18 protein-coding genes are annotated in these 18420 nt (G+C 46.0%); 15 read left to right on the top strand and 3 right to left on the bottom strand.

Translation table 11 applies throughout. The features are described from left to right. Positions 1-95 precede the first annotated feature (95 nt). The 12 genes from ERX55_RS00465 (at position 96) to brnQ (ending at position 14822) form a co-directional block, all read left to right on the top strand. Complete coding sequence (locus ERX55_RS00465; protein ID WP_165983663.1) at positions 96-1553, top strand: S41 family peptidase; 1458 nt, start codon at positions 96-98, stop codon at positions 1551-1553. A 62-nt stretch (positions 1554-1615) separates the two neighbouring features. Next, on the top strand, positions 1616-2623 hold the full coding sequence (locus ERX55_RS00460) for an undecaprenyldiphospho-muramoylpentapeptide beta-N-acetylglucosaminyltransferase (protein WP_243721433.1): 1008 nt from the start codon (positions 1616-1618) through the stop codon (positions 2621-2623). Between the two features lie 12 nt (positions 2624-2635). Then, positions 2636-3256, top strand: coding sequence for a phosphatase PAP2 family protein (locus tag ERX55_RS00455; RefSeq protein WP_133450620.1), 621 nt, complete (start codon positions 2636-2638; stop codon positions 3254-3256). 171 nt (positions 3257-3427) lie between these two features. After that, positions 3428-4087, top strand: coding sequence for a response regulator transcription factor (locus ERX55_RS00450; RefSeq protein WP_133450619.1), 660 nt, complete (start codon positions 3428-3430; stop codon positions 4085-4087). Next, complete coding sequence (locus ERX55_RS00445) at positions 4084-5451, top strand: sensor histidine kinase (RefSeq protein ID WP_133450618.1); 1368 nt, start codon at positions 4084-4086, stop codon at positions 5449-5451. The genes ERX55_RS00450 and ERX55_RS00445 overlap by 4 nt, the downstream gene beginning before the upstream one ends. A gap of 99 nt (positions 5452-5550) precedes the next feature. Next, positions 5551-8304 carry a 2-oxoglutarate dehydrogenase E1 component gene (locus ERX55_RS00440; protein ID WP_133450617.1) on the top strand — a complete coding sequence of 918 codons (2754 nt, stop codon included), beginning with the start codon at positions 5551-5553 and terminating at the stop codon, positions 8302-8304. 13 nt (positions 8305-8317) lie between these two features. Next, positions 8318-9547, top strand: coding sequence for a 2-oxoglutarate dehydrogenase complex dihydrolipoyllysine-residue succinyltransferase (odhB, locus tag ERX55_RS00435; RefSeq protein WP_133450616.1), 1230 nt, complete (start codon positions 8318-8320; stop codon positions 9545-9547). Between the two features lie 44 nt (positions 9548-9591). Further along, positions 9592-10533 carry a VOC family protein gene (locus tag ERX55_RS00430; protein WP_133450615.1) on the top strand — a complete coding sequence of 314 codons (942 nt, stop codon included), beginning with the start codon at positions 9592-9594 and terminating at the stop codon, positions 10531-10533. Then, positions 10533-10736, top strand: a complete 204-nt coding sequence (locus ERX55_RS00425) for a DUF6501 family protein (protein ID WP_133450614.1) — start codon at positions 10533-10535, stop codon at positions 10734-10736. The genes ERX55_RS00430 and ERX55_RS00425 overlap by 1 nt, the downstream gene beginning before the upstream one ends. A 41-nt stretch (positions 10737-10777) precedes the next feature. After that, positions 10778-11560: an ATP-binding protein gene (locus tag ERX55_RS00420; protein WP_424960672.1), complete on the top strand. Its 783-nt coding sequence runs from the start codon at positions 10778-10780 to the stop codon at positions 11558-11560. Then, positions 11560-13395, top strand: a complete 1836-nt coding sequence (locus tag ERX55_RS00415; protein ID WP_133450612.1) for a nitric oxide reductase activation protein NorD — start codon at positions 11560-11562, stop codon at positions 13393-13395. Before ERX55_RS00420 ends, ERX55_RS00415 begins: the two co-directional genes overlap by 1 nt. 89 nt (positions 13396-13484) lie before the next feature. After that, entirely contained in the window at positions 13485-14822 is a 1338-nt protein-coding gene (brnQ, locus tag ERX55_RS00410) for a branched-chain amino acid transport system II carrier protein (RefSeq protein ID WP_133450611.1), read from the top strand. 13 nt (positions 14823-14835) lie between these two features. Here brnQ and ERX55_RS00405 read toward each other — a convergent pair whose 3' ends face one another. The 3 genes from ERX55_RS00405 to ERX55_RS11675 are packed head-to-tail and all read right to left on the bottom strand — an operon-like array spanning position 14836 to position 16946. Further along, a complete protein-coding gene (locus ERX55_RS00405) occupies positions 14836-15972 on the bottom strand; it encodes a toxic anion resistance protein (protein ID WP_133450610.1) in 1137 nt (378 codons plus the stop codon). Beyond that, positions 15950-16675, bottom strand: a complete 726-nt coding sequence (locus tag ERX55_RS00400) for a 5-bromo-4-chloroindolyl phosphate hydrolysis family protein (protein ID WP_165983662.1) — start codon at positions 16673-16675, stop codon at positions 15950-15952. The genes ERX55_RS00405 and ERX55_RS00400 overlap by 23 nt, the downstream gene beginning before the upstream one ends. Positions 16676-16700: 25 nt before the next feature. Continuing rightward, on the bottom strand, positions 16701-16946 hold the full coding sequence (locus ERX55_RS11675; RefSeq protein ID WP_424960673.1) for an acylphosphatase: 246 nt from the start codon (positions 16944-16946) through the stop codon (positions 16701-16703). 167 nt (positions 16947-17113) lie between these two features. Here ERX55_RS11675 and ERX55_RS00390 point away from each other — a divergent pair, with 167 nt between their 5' ends. The 3 genes from ERX55_RS00390 to ERX55_RS00380 all read left to right on the top strand — a co-directional run bounded on the left by ERX55_RS00390 (position 17114) and on the right by ERX55_RS00380 (position 18384). Then, complete coding sequence (locus tag ERX55_RS00390; protein WP_133450608.1) at positions 17114-17419, top strand: DUF1033 family protein; 306 nt, start codon at positions 17114-17116, stop codon at positions 17417-17419. A gap of 161 nt (positions 17420-17580) precedes the next feature. Continuing rightward, complete coding sequence (gene cspA / locus ERX55_RS00385; RefSeq protein ID WP_016912585.1) at positions 17581-17781, top strand: cold shock protein CspA; 201 nt, start codon at positions 17581-17583, stop codon at positions 17779-17781. A gap of 156 nt (positions 17782-17937) precedes the next feature. Then, positions 17938-18384, top strand: coding sequence for a DUF7878 domain-containing protein (locus ERX55_RS00380; RefSeq protein ID WP_133450607.1), 447 nt, complete (start codon positions 17938-17940; stop codon positions 18382-18384). The last annotated feature ends 36 nt before the right edge of the window (positions 18385-18420 follow it).

Genomic DNA, 18420 nt, shown 5'->3' with positions numbered 1-18420 from the left:
TCTTCCTCCGGAAGATGCTCTTTTAATGTGGAAATCTTTTATTTTACCTTTTAACCTGTTAAAATGACTTATAAATATAGATGGATGTGAATAACTTGACAAACGAAATTGAGGAAAAAGAAAAGCAGGAGAAGAAAGTCACCATCAGCCTGTTCAAGTATATTATGACAGTGATCGGCGCAATTATTCTGACGGCAGCAATCACCACTTTTGCGCTTATCGGCGGTAATCAGACCACCGTTGAAAATGAGGCCCCTAAACGGTCGGAATTCCTGAAGTTATATGAGGTCTATAATACACTGGACGATCATTATTATAAAAATGTGGATAAATCAAAGCTGATTGACAGTGCGATCAAAGGCATGGTAAGCGGACTTGATGATCCCTACAGTGAATATATGACAAAAGAAGAGCAGCAGGCATTCACCGATACGATGAGCGGTGATTTTCAGGGAATAGGCGCAGAAGTCAGTGAGGAAGGCGACAAAATCATCATCACGAGCCCGTTGAAAGATTCACCGGCCTATAAAGCGGGCGTTAAGCCTGGCGATGAAATTATCGCGGTCAACGGCAAATCAGCTGTCGGCATGAAGACGGTCGATGTCATTGAGCAGATCCGTGGTGAGTCAGGCACGACAGTGCATCTGACGCTTAGACGCGGCAACGGCGAACCTTTCAAACTGGCCATCAAACGTGGAAAAATCCATCTGGAAAGTGTCGAAAGCAAGATGCTGAAAAACAAGACGGCGCTCATCACAGTCTCTAAATTTCAGGAAGGCACAGCCCGGGAGTTCCACCAGGCACTGTCTGATATGAATAAAAAAGGGATGAAGAAACTGATTCTCGACTTCAGAAACAATCCAGGCGGCTATCTGGAAGAAGCGCAGAAAATGGCCGGGGAATTCATTCCAAAGGATGATGTCCTCTTCTATACGGAACCGAAAGATGGCAAGCTGACCCCTTATAAGAGTGACAATCCAGCAAATCCGATTACGCGTGACCTGCCGACGGTGATTGTGCTGAATGAAGGTTCAGCTAGTGCGTCTGAGGTCTTTGCGGCCGCTCTCCATGATCATGATAAGGCGCGCATAGCAGGGACGAAGTCATTCGGTAAAGGGATTGTCCAGACAGCAACCCCTTTCAAGGACGATTCACTGCTTAAATTCACCGAGATGAAATGGCTGACGCCGGACAAGACCTGGATCCATAAGAAGGGTATCCAGCCGGATAAAAAAATTGAGCTGCCTGCCTATGCCAACAGTCATGTGCTGAATCCATCTGATACCTTCGCTTCAGGCACTAAGAACAGCCAGGTGAAGTCACTTGAGACAGGTCTTTCAGCACTGGGATACGATGTCGGTAAAGTCGATACGCAGTTTGACGATGACACGGCCGCTGCCATGCAGGCCTTCCAGACCGATCATCACCTGGAAGTGACAGGCACGATGCAGGGCAAGACGACTGAAAAATTCACTGAATTATTACGACTGAAACTGGAAAAGAATGATCCACAGCTTAAAGGTGCTGAAAACCTGGTCAATACGATGAAATAGAGGTGTAGACAGTGAAAATCGCATTTACAGGCGGGGGGACGATCGGCCACGTTGCTGTGAACATGGCGCTCATCCCGGAAGCAGAAGCCAGAAACTTTGAGACCATTTATATCGGCTCAAAACAAGGAATTGAGAGAGAGATGATGACTTCTCAGTTTCCGCACACGCAATATTACGCAATATCAAGCGGCAAGTTACGTCGTTATTTATCTGCCGAAAATGCCAAGGATTTAATCAGGGTGCAAAAGGGTGTGCTGGACGCCCTGGTCATTCTCCGCCGTGAAAAACCCGATGTGGTCTTTTCTAAAGGCGGCTTCGTCTCGGTACCTGTTGTGATTGCGGCGAAAATCCTGAACATCAGGACCATCATCCATGAATCAGATGTGACACCGGGCCTCGCCAATAAGATTGCCCTGAAATTTGCTACGAAGCTCTATACGACGTTTCAGGAGACGCTTCGTTATGTGCCGGCTGCCAAAGCTGACTATATCGGCAGTATCATCAGACCTGATCTGTTGACTGGTGAAGAAGCGGAAGGCTATAAGCTGACCGGCTTTAACCGAGAGCGTAAAGTCATTCTTGTGATGGGCGGTAGTCTGGGTTCCAAGCTGATCAATGATGCCGTCAGAAAAAATCTGAAAAGATTACTCCGCGACTATCAGATCATCCATATAACGGGTAAAGGTCTTACAGACACTTCACTCAATGAGGAGGGGTACCAGCAGTTTGAATTTGTTAAAGAAGAGCTGCCCCACCTCTATGCGATAACCGATCTGATTGTGTCACGAGCGGGCGCCAATGCTATTTTTGAGTTTCTTGCGCTGAAGAAGCCGATGCTGCTGATTCCTCTTGGACTTGATCAGAGTCGCGGCGATCAGATTGATAATGCCAAGCTCTTCCAGCAGGCAGGCTATGCTGCTGTGCTTGACGAGAGTCACATCGAAGCGTTACCTGAGAAGATTGAAGCGCTTGATGCTTCTCAGAGTGACTATATCACGGCGATGAGCAGGGCAGGCGTGAGTTATACAGCTGCAACGCTGCTCGACAAAATATTACAAGATATCAGTTAAAGGAGTACACGTATGTCTCAGAAACAGCGCATCTCTCTTATTCTCATCTTTTCATTTATCTTCGGCATGATTGCTTTTTTCCATGAATCACGTCTCGGCAAATGGATTGATAACGAAGTATATGAATTTATTTATTCTTCTGAAAGCTTTATTACAACTTCTATAATGCTGGGCTATACGACGATAGGTGAAGTCTGGAGTATGATTCTTCTGTCATTGCTGGTCGTCTGCTATTTAATGCTGAAGCGCATGAAGATAGAAGCCCTGTTCTTTGCCCTTGCCATGATGCTATCTGGCGCACTCAATCCGATTCTGAAGAACATCTTCGACCGTGAGCGTCCGACCTTACTGCGACTCATCGATATAACCGGTTTCAGTTTTCCGAGTGGCCATGCCATGGGTTCTGCCACATTCTTTGGCAGTATCGCCTTTCTGGTCAGCCGCAGTGAGTCTCAGTATAAGCCTTACATCATAGGGCTCGCTGTCTTCACTGTCCTGATGATCTCCAGTTCACGCGTCTATCTGGGTGTCCATTATCCTACTGATGTCATCGCCGGCATGCTGGGCGGCGTCATCTGTATTCTGCTGGCGCAAGTTTTTTTGAATAAACTAATTGACAATCGTTCTCAATAAGTTATAATAGTAATTGAAAGTGATTCTCAATTAAGAGTTCCCCCTCTATACCGGAATCAATTTCACAGTAACCCCCTTTATGCCCATTAAAGAACCTGACAGCCCTGTCAGGTTCTTTGTTTTATTTCAGGGGTTTTGCTATGATTTGATTAGATAAATGAGGTGAAGGTTATGCGTAAAATACTTATTATTGAAGATGAACAGAACTTAGCACGTTTCTTGGAGCTTGAGCTGACTTATGCAGAATATGAAGTGGAGATTGCCAACGACGGCGAACACGGTCTGAAACTCGCACTTGCCGGCCACTATGACTGTATTCTGCTCGACTTGATGCTGCCTAAGATGAACGGACTGGAGGTCTGCAGGAAAGTGAGGAATGTCAAGGAGACGCCGATTATCATGATTACGGCTAAAGGGGACACCCATGATAAAGTGGTCGGTCTGGATCACGGTGCTGATGATTATATCGTCAAACCGTTTGACATAGAAGAGCTGTTAGCGAGACTCCGTGTCATCATGCGCCGCAGTGAAGAGACGGACGCATTACGTATCGGTGAACTGTCGATCGATGGCGATGCCTTCAAAGCATTTGTCGGTGCAACCAATCTGGAGTTGACCAAGACAGAATTTGAACTGCTGAAACTGCTGGCCGAAAATCGGAACCGTGTGCTGACACGGGAGCAGATCCTCACGCATGTCTGGGGGTATGACAGTGAGGTGGAGACGAATGTGGTCGATGTCTATATCCGCTATCTCAGAAATAAATTAAAGCCGTTCAAGCTGCAGACGATGATAGAGACAGTCAGAGGGGTAGGCTACGTTATTCGATGACTCAATCAACCTCACTCAAGACACAGTGGATCATCACGACGACGACTGTCACTTTTGTCATCTTTATGCTTTTCAGTCTGATCATCATTTTTATTGTCGGTCTTATCTTCAAGGATCAGGAGGGCCAGATTGCACGTGACAGCAGTGTCAAATCGGCTAATATTCTGAAGAAGCTCGGCACGGATGTGCAGCCCGATGATTTCGGCAACTCCATGTCAGAAGGTGAGCGGCTGATGATCTATGGCCCTGACGGCAAGAAGATTGCCGCCTTCAACAATGACAGTGAAATTACCTATCAGCCTGACCTGATTCCCGTTCATAATCGACCGGTCGAGGTGAATGTCGGTGAGGACAGTTATATCACTTATACGACAGAAATCAATTCCAGCCGGTTCAATGGTTTTGTGACGATCATTCATCCCTTGGATAGCTATCACAGACATATACAGGTCGTCGTGATTTTTGCATCGATATTCGGCATTATCGCGCTCTTTGTCTCAGCCGTCATCAGTTACTTCTTTTCCAATCAGATCACGAAACCGATCAGGCGGATCTCCGATCAGATGCTGCAGATTCAGCGGGATGGTTTCCAGAACCGGCTTGTGATGCCGAAAGGGTATTATGAGACGGATGATATGATTGAGACCTTCAACAATATGATGACCCAGCTTGAGACATCCTTTAACCAGCAGAAACAGTTTGTGGAGGATGCATCTCATGAGCTGCGCACGCCCCTGCAGATTATTCAGGGCCATCTCAATCTGATTAAGCGGTGGGGTAAACATAAGCCGGAAGTACTGGAGGAGTCGCTCGATATCTCACTCAGCGAGATGAACAGGATCACGACGTTAGTGGAAGAACTTCTGCTGCTCACGAAAGAGACAGGTGCCAATCTGCGGCAGGAGACAGAAGCGGTCGATATCAACGAGGAGATCGCCGCCAGACTGAAATCACTGGCAAACCTTCATCCGGATTACCAGTTTGAATATCACTCACCCCATAAAGGGCTCAAGCTGCACATCAACCGCTATCAGTTCGAACAGCTGCTGCTGATCTTCCTGGATAACGCCATCAAGTATGATCAGAAGAATAAACATATCATCATACGGACCACCAAAAAGAATAAAGTGGTCCAGATTGAAATAGTGGATCACGGCACCGGTATACCGCCTGCTGACATACCGTATATTTTTGACCGCTTCTACCGGGTGGATAAGTCGAGATCGCGTGAGATGGGCGGCAATGGGCTGGGTCTGTCGATTGCGAAGAAGATGATCGAAGGCTATAACGGCACGGTCAAGATTGAGAGTGAATGGGAACAGTACACGAAAGTCATCATTCAGTTTCCGGAGACATCATTCTGATTTCTAAAAATTTGTCTATTCACTCTTCAAAATAAATATTCACAGTGCTAGAATAGGAGTTGTAAACGTTTTATTACTTTAAATTAAGGGGGAACCAGCATGAATAAAGGCAATCTTGAAGAAGCACCTGTCCGCTTCGGTGCCAATCTAGGTTATCTGCTGGAAATGGCGGATCAGTATAATCACGATCCCGCATCAGTGACAGAAGAACTGCAGACACTTTTTGGTGCACTTGCTTCTGGCAATGCGAGTGTAGAGGATGCAGGCAAACTGAAATCTGTCATTCAGTTAGTTGATAATATCAGAAAGTATGGCCACTTAAAAGGCGATATTTATCCATTATATAAACGTGAATATGAGCATCTGCCGAAACTGACATTGGAAGAGTTCGGCCTGACAAAGGAGGATCTGAGCGCACTGCCGGCTGCGATCGTCTCAGAGAAGCTTGCAGCCCAGTTCAGTAATGCTTACGAGGCAATCTGCCACTTAAGTGAAGTCTATATGGGGACGGCCGGTTATGAGATGTCTCATATCAACAATGCAGATGAACGGGACTGGCTGATCAACGAGATAGAAGTGGTGGGCCGTCAGACAGCCTCTAAGGAAGATAAGATCAAATTACTTAAAAGCGTGGCACATGTTGAGGGATTTGAAAAATATATCCATAAGAACTTCGTCGGCGCCAAACGTTTCTCTATTGAAGGTGTAGATGCGCTGGTACCGATGCTTGAAGCAGTTCTTTCTGAGGCGAGTAAAAGTGACATCGGCAACATTCAGATCGGGATGGCACACCGCGGCCGCTTAAACGTGCTGACACATATTCTTGAGAAACCATACGAAATGATGCTGGCTGAATTCATGCATGTCGATCCGTTCAAGTTTCTGCCGGAAGATGGCAGCCTGGAGATTTCAAGAGGCTGGACGGGTGATGTGAAATATCACCTCGGCGGCACGAAGACAACGACGCGTTACGGTCGTGAGCAGGTGATTGAACTTGCCAAAAATCCTAGTCATCTCGAAATCGTCGCACCTGTTGTCCTCGGCAAGACACGCGCTGTGCAGGATGCGACTGACGGCAATGCACCAGTGCAGGATATCAATCGATCTTTAGCTGTACTGGTCCACGGTGACGCCGCATTCCCGGGTCAGGGCATCAACTTCGAAAGCATGAACCTGAGCAACCTGGATGGCTACAAAACAGGCGGTTCTCTTCATATCATCACGAATAACCGTGTCGGCTTCACCACTGAATGCTGGGACTCACGTTCTACTAACTATGCAACAGATATCGCAAAAGGTTATGATATGCCGATTGTTCATGTCAACGCAGATGATATTGAAGCATGTATTGATGTCATCATTCTGGCGATGAAGTTCCGTCAGACGTTCCACCACGACTTTGTGATTGACCTGGTAGGTTACCGCCGCTATGGCCATAATGAAATGGATGAGCCATCAGTGACGAACCCGTTGATGTATAAGGAGATCAAAACACATCCGTCGATCGAAATTCTATATGGCAAGAAGCTGGTAGCTGAAGGGGTCATTTCAGAAGATGAGATGAACCAGATCTTCCGGAATGTCGAACAGGAGCTGCGTACGGCTCACGATTCTATTGATAAAAATGAAAAAGAGACTGACATAGAGATGGCGATGCCGGAGGCGGTTGCGGCTGGGCAGCCGGACGTTGAGACGGGTGTAGATATTGCTGTCCTCGAACAGCTGAATCAGGATATGCTGACTTATCCTGAAGGGTTCACGCCTTTCAGCAAGTTGACGAAGATTCTGGAGCGTCGTCAGGACCCGTTCACGAAGGACGGACTGGTCGACTGGGGTCATGCAGAGCTACTCGCATTCGGTACGATCATTCAGGACGGTAAACCGGTGCGTCTGACCGGTCAGGACTCAGAGCGCGGCACTTTTGCCCAGCGTCATGCTGTCCTCAGTGACGAGAAGACAGGCGAGAAATATACACCGCTGAAACATATTAAAGGTGCACAGGCATCATTTGACATTCATAACTCGCCGCTATCAGAAGCGGCTGTCGTCGGCTTTGACTATGGTTATAATGTACAGAACAAAAATGCGATGACCGTATGGGAGGCGCAATACGGGGACTTCTCTAACATGGCACAGATGATGTTTGATAATTTTATCTCAAGTGCCCATGCGAAGTGGGGCGAGACATCAGGTATGACCTTACTTCTGCCGCATGCATATGAAGGACAGGGACCTGAGCATTCATCAGCAAGATTGGAACGTTACCTGCAGCTCGCAGCTGAAAATAACTGGACAGTGGCAAATCTGACAAGTACCGCCAACTATTTCCACCTGCTTCGGAAACAGGCGCATTATCTGAATACAGAGCAGATGCGGCCACTGGTGCTGATGACACCGAAGAGCCTGCTTAGAAATCCATATGTATCCAGACCGATCAGTGAATTTACAGAGGGTCATTTCAGACCGGTCATCACAGCGGGCTACAAGAAGACAAAAGTGAAGAAGATCCTGATTGCGAGCGGCAAGATGGCAATCGACCTCTATACAGAACTGGAGAAAAATCCGAATGAGGAAATAGCGCTTGTCCGTCTGGAACAGCTCTATCCGTTGCCGGAGGAAGCGCTCCAGACGATCTTCACCGAGCTGAAGAATGCAGCTGAAATCGGATTTGTGCAGGAGGAACCGGAGAATCAGGGTGCATGGCATTACATTTATCCGGAACTGGAACGTCTTGCAAAAGGCAGATCCATCAAATACTATGGCCGCGTGAAACGCTCAAGTACGTCAGAAGGCGACAATGAAGTGCATAAATTAGTCCAGAACGCTATCATACAGGATGCTTTAACAATTTAAGGGGGAAAATAGAGTGGCAGAGATCAGAGTACCAGAATTAGCAGAATCAATAACAGAAGGAACGATTTCCACATGGTTCAAGCAAGTAGGCGACCGCGTTGAAAAAGGCGAGAACATCGTTGAGCTGGAAACCGATAAGGTCAATATTGAGGTCATTTCTGAAGAAGCAGGTGTGGTCACTGAGCTTAAGGCAGCAGAAGGCGATACAGTTGAAGTGGGATCAGTCATTGCGATAGTCGATGCAAACGGTTCAGCTGCACCTAAAGCTGAAGAAGCGCAGACTGAACAACCGCAGACTGAACAGCCACAGGCAACGGAGACAGTTGAAGAGGCTGTAGAAGCATCTAAAGCGGAACGTATTGTTGCGACGCCGTCAGCTCGTAAACGTGCCCGTGAGCAGGGGATCGATTTAAGTGAGATCAATGCGAAGGATCCACGCGGTCTGATCAGAAGTCATGATGTTGACCATGCAGCAAAAACACCCGCTCCGGCAGCGCCACCTGCTCCGGCACCTGCAGCTAAAAACGACAATCCTGCTAAACCGGTTATTCGTGAGAAGATGTCACGTCGCCGTAAGACAATCGCGAATAAACTGCTGGAAGTATCGCAGAACACTGCGATGCTCACGACCTTCAATGAAGTGGATATGACCAATGTCATGGATCTCCGTAAACGTAAGAAAGACAAGTTCCAGGAAGACCATGACGGCACTCGTCTCGGCTTCATGTCCTTCTTCACGAAAGCCGTGGTCGCTGCCTTGAAGAAATATCCGGCTGTCAACGCCGAAATAGATGGCGATGACCTGGTGCTGAAGCAGTTCTATGATATCGGTATCGCGGTATCCACGGAAGAAGGGCTGGTTGTACCGGTCGTACGTGATTGTGACAAGAAGAACTTTGCTGAAATTGAGGGCAGTATCTATGACCTTGCAGTGAAAGCACGTGATAAAAAGCTCGGACTTGATGATATGATGAATGGTTCTTTCACCATCACAAATGGCGGGGTCTTCGGCTCTCTTATGTCGACACCGATCATCAACGGTACACAGGCGGCTATCCTGGGCATGCATTCTATCGTGACACGACCGATCGCTATTGATAAGGAGCGTATGGAAAATCGTCCGATGATGTATATCGCACTGAGCTATGACCACCGTATCATTGATGGTAAAGAAGCGGTAGGCTTCCTGAAAACAGTCAAGGAATTAATTGAAAATCCAGAAGATTTATTACTGGAAAGCTAATCTGGAGCCGGCAATCGCCGGCTTTATCTCATGGAGGAAAAGAAATGGAACTATTAGGGATTCATCATATCACAGCATTTACAAAAGATATCCAGCAGTGCTATGACTTTTATCATCATATTTTAGGGATGAGGCTGGTCAAACAGACTGTTGACCATCAGAACCCTGCTGTCCCTCATCTCTACTTCGGGGATAGGACAGGGCAGCCTGGTACAGTGCTGTCTTTTGTCGAGGGCACGTTCAATGACGGCAACGATGCGATCTATGCCTATTGTCTCCGCGTACCGACCGACCGCAGCCTTTATGCGTATAAACTGCGCTTTGATGATTTCAATGTCAAGCATGATGCAGTCATCCAGCTGAACGGCAGACATGCACTGCCTTTCTATGACTGTGATGACCGTCTTGTCTATCTGATTTCGGATGAGACCAATACCGGTGTGCAGGCAGGTACGCCTGACGATGAGTCCCCGGTTGCGTCCATCCATCAGATCTACGGGGTCGGGCCGGTGCTGTTAACGGTGAGGCACTCCCTGATCACAGCTTCTGTCCTTCATCAGATCTTGCAGCTGGAACGGACCGGTGAATACATGCATCGCGCTTCTCAGGAACCGGTACAGGTCTTTTCAATGGCGACAGGCGGCAATGGCGGGGAGATCCATCTGCTGCAGCAGCATACAGAGCAGGCAGTGCAGACAGGTATTCATCACGCGGCTTTCAGAGTGCGCGACCTGGAATCGGCCCGGCAATTACTCGACAAAGCTGAGATACAGCATTCAGGCATTGTGGACAGTCATTATTTCAAATCACTTTATTTCAGAGACTTAAGTGGTGTATTATTTGAATTAGGAACAGATGAACCTGGGTTGACAGTCGATGAAGAGATCGATACGCTGGGCCAGTCCCTGAGTCTGCCTGACCATCTGGAAAACAGACGGCAGGCACTCACAGACCAGCTGAAACCTATCAGAAAGGATGCGTTATAATGTTACATGAAGAATGGCACGATCAAGCACCGATTGCAAAAGTGAAAGTCATTCATACGGATGCGAAGAAGTATAAGGTCAGTGATATGCTGACAGTCGGCCAAGTCTATGATGTTGTCAACGAGACAGAAGAGTATTATCATATAAGAGATAACAGCGGCAAAGTAGGCGGCTATTACAAAGAATATTTTGAGCAAGTATAAAAAGGGCGTAAGCCCTTTTTTATTGTGGATAGGAGATTACGATGAATTTATATCAGAATGAAGATACAGCAATCAAGACAGATGCCCTCAATATGCTGAAGCTGAGAAAGAATATCTTACTGAAAGGTCCGACTGGCTCCGGCAAGACAAAGCTCGCTGAAACACTGAGACATGAGCTTGACCGTCCGATGCACAGCATCAACTGTTCAGTGGATCTGGACGCTGAGAGTCTGCTCGGCTTCAAGACCATTGAAATAGTGGACGGCGAGTCTGTCATCACATTCGTGGAAGGTCCTGTCATCCAGGCGATGAAAGAAGGGCACCTGCTCTATATCGATGAGATCAATATGGCAAAGCCGGAGACACTGCCGATATTAAACGGCGTGCTTGATTTCCGCCGCACTATCACCAATCCATTCACAGGTGAAGTCATTACCGCGGCAGAAGACTTCGCTGTGATTGCGGCCATCAATGTCGGCTATGTCGGCACCTTACCGATGAATGAAGCACTCAAGAACCGTTTTGTCGTGATAGACATGGACTATATTTCCGGTGATACACTGAAAGAAGTCATCAAGTCACAGACCCTGCTTCAGGATGATGCGCTGATCGACCTGCTTGTCCGCTTCAATCATGACCTGGTGACGATGGCGGAACAGGGGCAGATCAGTGAAGAAGCGAGTTCGATACGGGCCCTGCTCGACCTGTCTGACCTGACAACCATCATGCCGGTTGAACGTGCAGTGAAACGTGCCATTATCGATAAACTGGAAGATGAGCGGGAACAGCAGGCCATTATTAATGCGATGGAACTGACTTTCTGATGAGTGATAAATTTATTCTGTTCAACGATGAGAAAATAGATGCCTCTCAGCTGATGATGCTGACAGACCTCGCACAGCTCATCATGGAGGATAACGAAGTGAAGGTCAAGTTCCAGAAGTTCGGCTATTACGATCCGCTTGAGAAAAGCCTGAATGTCAGCTTCAAATGGAAGCACCGCTCGGACCTGGATGAACTCTATGCACTAAAAAGCGACTGTCTGCTATACGGTCTCGGTTACCGGGCAATGGACCAGCAGGCTATTCATGAGCTGCTGGCGGAAGAACTGACGTTCACCAAGTTCCGTAACCAGCTCTTCATGCTGCTTGAGGAATATCGTCTGCAGAAAGTTGTCCTAGACAGCAGACCTGCAGCAGCCAAGTATTTCAGGACACGGATGCGCCTGAAGCGTCAGCAGAACAGCAGTCAGATCAAAGTTTATGAGACGAAGAAGATGCCGACCGACCTGTTGTTTCTGAGGCTGGAGCGTGCCGTCCTGACGGATAACATACTGGATTTTGAGACAGACTTCAGTGAGGAATTTGATGCGCTGATCAGACAGCGTCTCAGCGCACTCTTCGAACTTAAGACAACGGCGGATACAGTCGACCTGACCCTCAGTCTGCTGTACCTCATCGAGCCTCTCCTCACGCAGGATATGCTGAATGACTATTACTATCTGCCGGTCAAACTGCTGGAAGATATCGAGCGCTTCAAGGAAGAGAAGGCAACAGCACTCTCCGGTCATGATAGTGCGTCAGGCTCCGATGAGACAGAGGACGTCAGGGCGAAGACCAGTCAGTCATCGACGCAGTCGGCTTATATGCAGACTGAAATCTCTGAAGGCCAGAACAGCCGTGCTGAAAGTGATCATGCACGGGAAGGGCATGCATCTGATGAACCTGATGAGATCATAGCGGGGAGAGGACAGAGCACCTCTCAGAAAGATGGAGAAGGTGTCGATATCGCTGAAGAACTGGGGACTGAGAATGAAAGGGTGTCCATCGAATGGCGGACCCCTAAAATAACGGAACGTGCACGCATGGATTATAGCCTCAGCCAGCAGGCAGTCATGTCAGAAGTGAAGAAGCTGACGAACATCATACAGAAGACGATCGCGCATCAGAATGAGAATGCACGCAGACAGCTTGCAATGGGACGGCTGGACCGTAAACTTGTCAACTGGTTCATAGATGACCAGAAGCGTGTATTTTACAAGGAGGACCAGCAGTCAAAAGAACTGGATGCGACATTCACGCTGCTTGTCGATGCTTCGTACAGCATGGAAGATAAGCTGGAAGAGACGAAGAAAGGAATTGTCCTCTTTCATGAGACGCTGAAGAAGCTGCTGATCCGTCACGAGGTCATCGCCTTTAATGAGGACACCTTCAGTTCTGACCAGCATGCCCAGCTGAATATCTTTGATTATCTGATCAGCTATCAGCAATCCTTAAGTCCCGCGGCCGGTCCCGGCATCGAGACCATTGCGGCACAGGATGATAACCGTGACGGCCTGGCCATCAGAGTGGCAGGGGAGATGCTGAAGAGACGGAGCGAGAAGCAGAAGTTTCTGATCGTATTCTCAGACGGTGAACCCTCGGCGTTTGAATATGAATCTAATGGTATCATCGATACGCATGAAGCAGTGATGAAGCTGAGACGTGAAGGCATATTCGTCATCAATGTCTTCCTCAGTCAGACACCCATCTCAGAAGCAGTGGAAAACACCATCAAAAACATCTACAATGACTACTGTGTCTTTGTCGAAGGTGTAGAAAATCTGCCCTACATTATCTCACCGCTGCTGAAAAAACTGCTGCTGCAATCTTTACACTAATTAAATAATTTTAATTTTCAGAAAAATATAGACTTCATTCCTTTAAAGTGTTATGATTTCAATTAATCATTTCTGTTAGGAGGAAGTTTATGAACAAAAAAATAGTTGTGGTCGGGTTTATGTTATTTGCTATCTTTTTCGGCGCAGGTAACTTGATCTTCCCACCTAAGTTAGGCTTTATCAGCGGGACGTATTTCTGGCCTGCTATCATCGGATTTATCGTGACAGGGGTAGGGATACCGCTGATCACCATCATTGCCGGTGCATTTGACGAAGGCGGTTATAAGGCGGCATTACGCAATGTCCATCCTGTCTTCGGCGTCATCTTCCTGATCGCCATCTATTTGACGATCGGCCCGTTATTCGCAATTCCACGTACAGGTGCTACATCTTATGAAATGGCGCTCGTGCCGTTTATTGGTGGACCTTCAAAACTGTCTTTATTCTTATTTACATTAATTTATTTCGGCATTTCTCTCTGGCTTGCCATCAATCCTTCAAAAATGGTTGACCGGGTCGGCGCTATTCTGACACCCGTCCTGCTCGTTTCAATTGTCTTACTCGTTATTCGAGGGATCTTTATGTTCGCAGGTCACGACACGACACCGACTGATACTGAGACATTTAAATCAGGTGCGGGCAGTTTCTTCACTGGATTCACAGAAGGCTATCTGACGATGGATGCCATCGCAGCCATCGCTTTCTCGGTCATCGTATTGAATGCGATTAAAGATAAAGGATTTACGAGAGAGACAGGGATCCTGAAACCGACCATTCTTGCCGCTCTTATTGCGGCAGCAGCACTCGGCTTTATCTATCTGACGCTCGGCTGGATGGGCAACCATTATCCGCTATCAGCAGAGCAGCTGGCGTTTATTGATCAAAACGGTCTGGACATCAGAACCTATTTGCTGACGCACATGGCAAATGACGCCTTTGGTGGTTTCGGTAAAGTGTTGATTGGTGTTATTGTAACGCTGGCCTGTCTGACAACATCTATCGGCTTAATTGTTGCCGTCAGTGAATACTTCTATGAGATCTTCCCGAAGATTTCTTATAAAGTCTACGTGGTGATCTTTACGTTATTCAGTCTGTTGTTAGCGAATCAGGGTCTGCAGCAGGTCATTGCCACTTCAGTACCTGTTCTGCTGGTTCTTTATCCGATCGGTATGACACTTGTCCTGCTCATTGTTCTCTCAAGATTCATACCGACACCTAGATTGTCTTATCAGATTGCGATGGCCTTTGTAACTGTTATCGCTATTCTATCAGTGTTATCCAGTAAAGATATCGGACTGCTGAGTCTGCCGGTTATGGACCATCTGCCATTAAAGGCACAGTCGATGGAATGGCTGCTCTTCGCTTTAGCAGGCTATGTGCTGGGACTCATCTTTGGTGCTAAGCAGCCTAAAATCAAATACAACTAAAAAACCAGACGAACTAGAAGTTCGTCTGGTTTTTCTCTTGCTGTAGCTGCAGCAGCTGGTTTTTCAGTTCCTGTTCCATCTTGGTTAATTCAGCCTCAGCTGCACGACGCTTGGAAGCGCCTTCTGCCTGGATGCTCAATGTCTCACGGATGGTTTCAACGATATTGTTCTGAGTGGCTTTCAGTGTCTCAATCTCAACGATACCGCGCTCGTTCTCCTGAGCAGTCATAATGGTATTGGTCTTCAGCATTTCCGAGTTTTTCAAGAGCAGCTCATTCGTCGTATTCGTGACTTGCTGCTGCGCTTTCGATGCTTTCTGCTGATGCATCAGTGACAAGGCAATCGCCATCTGGTTTTTCCATAACGGGATGCTTGTTAGGATGGAGCTCTGGATTTTTTCTGCCAGTGTAGAGTTCACATCCTGAATCATGCGGATCTGCGGGGCAGACTGCAGGGTGATCTGACGTGAGAGCTTGAGGTCATAGACGCGTTTATCGAGACGGTTGATATACTGGCGCATATCATTCAGCTCCTGTAAGGCCAGCTGGTCATTCGAGATGCTGGCCTTCTGCTGGAGCTCAGGAAGAGTGGCATTCAGTTCGTCGCGTTTTTCTTCTGCGGCCAGGATGAACATGTCAAGTGCCTCGAAATAAGCCCGGTTCTCCTCGTATAATCGGTCTAACAGAGCCACATCTTTCATCAGGACATCTTTGGACTGGTTCAGTTCCACCGAGATGCGGTCAATCTGGCCGGAGACTGACTGATATTTAGACATCAGTTCATTGACAGTCGCACCTACGCGCTTAAACAGACGCTTAAGAGTCGATTTTTCTGTCTGGCTCAGTTCATCCGGATCGATTTCGCGCAGTTTTTTCATCAACTTATCTAAATTATCACCGATCGGTGCCACGTCTTTACGTTGTACTTCATCCAGAATCTGCTGGGAGAACTGCGAAAGCTTGGCCTGGGCACCTGCACCGTACATCAGCAGGTTTTCATTATCGAGCGGTTTAATCTGCTGTTTGATCTGATTGATTTTTTCCCGTTTCTCAGGCGAAATAGTATCAACCTGCTGAAGAGGGGCGGCTTGAGGACTGAGGGTCTCTGCAAATGGATTAGCTGTTAAATCATTGATTAAGTCGTTGTTCATTATCTAATATCCTTTCTTCTTGACGTTTTTTGATAACAGGGACTCTGACGAGTTCCTCGCTCTCTAGCTGTGGTACTCTAGCCTGATTGTCCTTTGGCCGGTTGATTTGAGCGAGGTCGACTTCAACAGACATCGCCTGGAAGTCTTCAGAGTTCAGCGCCCGTAGATCAGCCTGTAAGGTGCGTTTCAGTTCTTCAAGCGTTAAGCGGGCAGTCTGCAGTTGAGCCATTTCCTCCTGATTCTTATGCGGCATTCTCACCAGTCTCATGTAACGGTCAACCAGATTGACTGTATTATCAAGATGGGAAAAGAAGAAGCTGTCGACCTTGAAAAACTTATTAGGCTGTTTCTGTACTGTCTTATAGATGATGCGAGCAATGCGGTTGATTTCATTGACAGACTTCAGATCTTTTATACTCCGAACTTTCGTATACTGGGACATCAGAGTCTTGATTTTAGGGCGCGCCTCATTGAGGTGCTTGCGAATATATTTGAACTCTCTTCGCGACAGACCCGCTTCGTTTAAATACTGCTTAGACGTCGTCAGCTGAATAGGGATGTAGGCACCGATGTAACCGCCGAGCATGATCAGCCAGTCCAGCCACTGATCGAATGCAAAGTAGGTCGTGCTGATAAAACCGACAATTAAAGTAATAGGCACCGCAAAAATGGCACCTAGATAATAGGAAATATTATATTTCATATGCTTCATTCCTTTTATGAAATTGCTAAACTTGTTTGAACTGCTTGAAATCCTGATAAGGTACTTGTTCATGGGTATGGGAAGAGATTTTGGCAAACATGTTGGGTCCTTTTAATATACGTTCCATAAATGCATGCACACTCTTCTCATCACCGGATACGAAGATCTCTACATAGTCTTCCACATTAGCGACAGTGCCTGTGACAGGAAACTTTTTAGCATGGGTGACTGTCGCATTTCTAAATCCAACGCCTTGAACACGGCCGAAAATTTTATAATGCTCAGTAATCAGAGTGATTCACCTCTTCCATTCTCTTTATTTCAATTATATGTATTTCAAGCTGAAATTCCTAATAAATCGCATTGCCAAGTCAATTGCTTGAAAAACTTGCTGAATACTCACATAATAGTGAGGAACTAATGAAAGAAGGGATTCACATGTGGGAAGTCATCATCATGCGGGCAGATTATGAAGGCTGGTGGCTCTTTGAAGACTGGCGGGACCATATCATTCATCAGGAGAAGATGGATAATAAAGAGATGTTCGAAAACGTCTATAAGCAGCACCTTGAAGTCATGCGTGACAAGTTTAAAAATGAAGTGGTGGGTAAGTACAATATACACGCATTCTACAATAACTGCGAACTACATTATTGTGAGGATTGTGAAGAGGATCTTCAAATCTTCTATAGTTTGATCGCATTAAAAAATGGAGAAATTTATTACGATAAAGTAAAATTGTAAACGCTAAATTTTACAAAAAACTGTATTGCATAACGATTTGTGTTATTTTATAATAATAACAACCAGTAGGCGTTATCTGCATATTACAAAGTAAGTAAGCGTTATTTATTTTGTAATATGCAAATAATGCATATTGAATTTTCAGTGTTGGAGGTTTCAAGATGAAACAAGGTACAGTTAAATGGTTTAATGCAGAAAAAGGATTTGGCTTCATCGAGATCGAAGGAGAAAACGACGTATTCGTACATTTCTCAGCAATCAATCAAGAAGGCTACAAATCATTAGAAGAAGGCCAAGCAGTGGAATTCGAAGTCGTTGAAGGCGACCGCGGACCACAAGCAGCTAACGTTGTAAAATTATAATTTATAATTATAGATGAACGTTAATAGAGCACCCTGGATAATCTGGGGTGCTCTATTTTTTAAAGATTTATTAATTAATATAATTATATTATGTAAACTTAAATTAAGTATATAAAATTTAAAAACTCATTAAGAAAATAAGACGGGATAGTGGATATGAATAGTTTCTCTGTTAATTATCGCTTTACTTCAAATTTTAATAGATTAAGTTTCAGTGAAAGAATGGATGTTGCCAATTTATATTTAATTGAAGGTATTTTAGTTATCAAAATAGGTGATAAAGTATACTTCGAGGAAGATGTAGCCTTATTAGAATTTTGGATACTATTAGATAGATGGTTAAAAAACATTGAGTCAGAGAATATACGGGCATTTAGATATTACACCTTAGAGATGGATGACAATATACCATTATTTTCACTAATTCCGTATCAAGATAAGTTCTTGATTGAAGTGATTGAAGTAAAAGAAATGGCGGCAAACTTGTTACCCCAAGATAAAGTAATTGAGGCGTTCAAGAAAGTTCACAGCCATTTATATAATGATATTCAAAATCATTATGGCATCTATATTGACGATTATTTAGATAAAGTGCCATTTTAGAATACATAAAACTAGCAGGATAGGGGAGGCAGACAA

The organism is Macrococcus bovicus (genome assembly GCF_004359575.1).
In the GTDB taxonomy this organism is placed as follows: Bacteria; Bacillota; Bacilli; order Staphylococcales; family Staphylococcaceae; genus Macrococcus; species Macrococcus bovicus.
Note: the sequence above shows the minus strand (reverse complement) of the source record. Positions and strands in the feature narration are given on the sequence as shown.

Coding starts and splice junctions, on each gene's coding strand:
- ERX55_RS00425 (WP_133450614.1), top strand. CDS start 10,533: ATGTTACATGAAGAATGGCACGATCAAGCACCGATTGCAAAAGTGAAA.
- ERX55_RS00415 (WP_133450612.1), top strand. CDS start 11,560: ATGAGTGATAAATTTATTCTGTTCAACGATGAGAAAATAGATGCCTCT.
- ERX55_RS00405 (WP_133450610.1), bottom strand. CDS start 15,972: ATGAACAACGACTTAATCAATGATTTAACAGCTAATCCATTTGCAGAG.
- ERX55_RS00430 (WP_133450615.1), top strand. CDS start 9,592: ATGGAACTATTAGGGATTCATCATATCACAGCATTTACAAAAGATATC.
- ERX55_RS00450 (WP_133450619.1), top strand. CDS start 3,428: ATGCGTAAAATACTTATTATTGAAGATGAACAGAACTTAGCACGTTTC.
- brnQ (WP_133450611.1), top strand. CDS start 13,485: ATGAACAAAAAAATAGTTGTGGTCGGGTTTATGTTATTTGCTATCTTT.
- ERX55_RS00455 (WP_133450620.1), top strand. CDS start 2,636: ATGTCTCAGAAACAGCGCATCTCTCTTATTCTCATCTTTTCATTTATC.
- cspA (WP_016912585.1), top strand. CDS start 17,581: ATGAAACAAGGTACAGTTAAATGGTTTAATGCAGAAAAAGGATTTGGC.
- ERX55_RS00390 (WP_133450608.1), top strand. CDS start 17,114: ATGTGGGAAGTCATCATCATGCGGGCAGATTATGAAGGCTGGTGGCTC.
- ERX55_RS00400 (WP_165983662.1), bottom strand. CDS start 16,675: ATGAAATATAATATTTCCTATTATCTAGGTGCCATTTTTGCGGTGCCT.
- ERX55_RS00445 (WP_133450618.1), top strand. CDS start 4,084: ATGACTCAATCAACCTCACTCAAGACACAGTGGATCATCACGACGACG.
- ERX55_RS00420 (WP_424960672.1), top strand. CDS start 10,778: ATGAATTTATATCAGAATGAAGATACAGCAATCAAGACAGATGCCCTC.
- ERX55_RS00440 (WP_133450617.1), top strand. CDS start 5,551: ATGAATAAAGGCAATCTTGAAGAAGCACCTGTCCGCTTCGGTGCCAAT.
- ERX55_RS00460 (WP_243721433.1), top strand. CDS start 1,616: ATGGCGCTCATCCCGGAAGCAGAAGCCAGAAACTTTGAGACCATTTAT.
- ERX55_RS00380 (WP_133450607.1), top strand. CDS start 17,938: ATGAATAGTTTCTCTGTTAATTATCGCTTTACTTCAAATTTTAATAGA.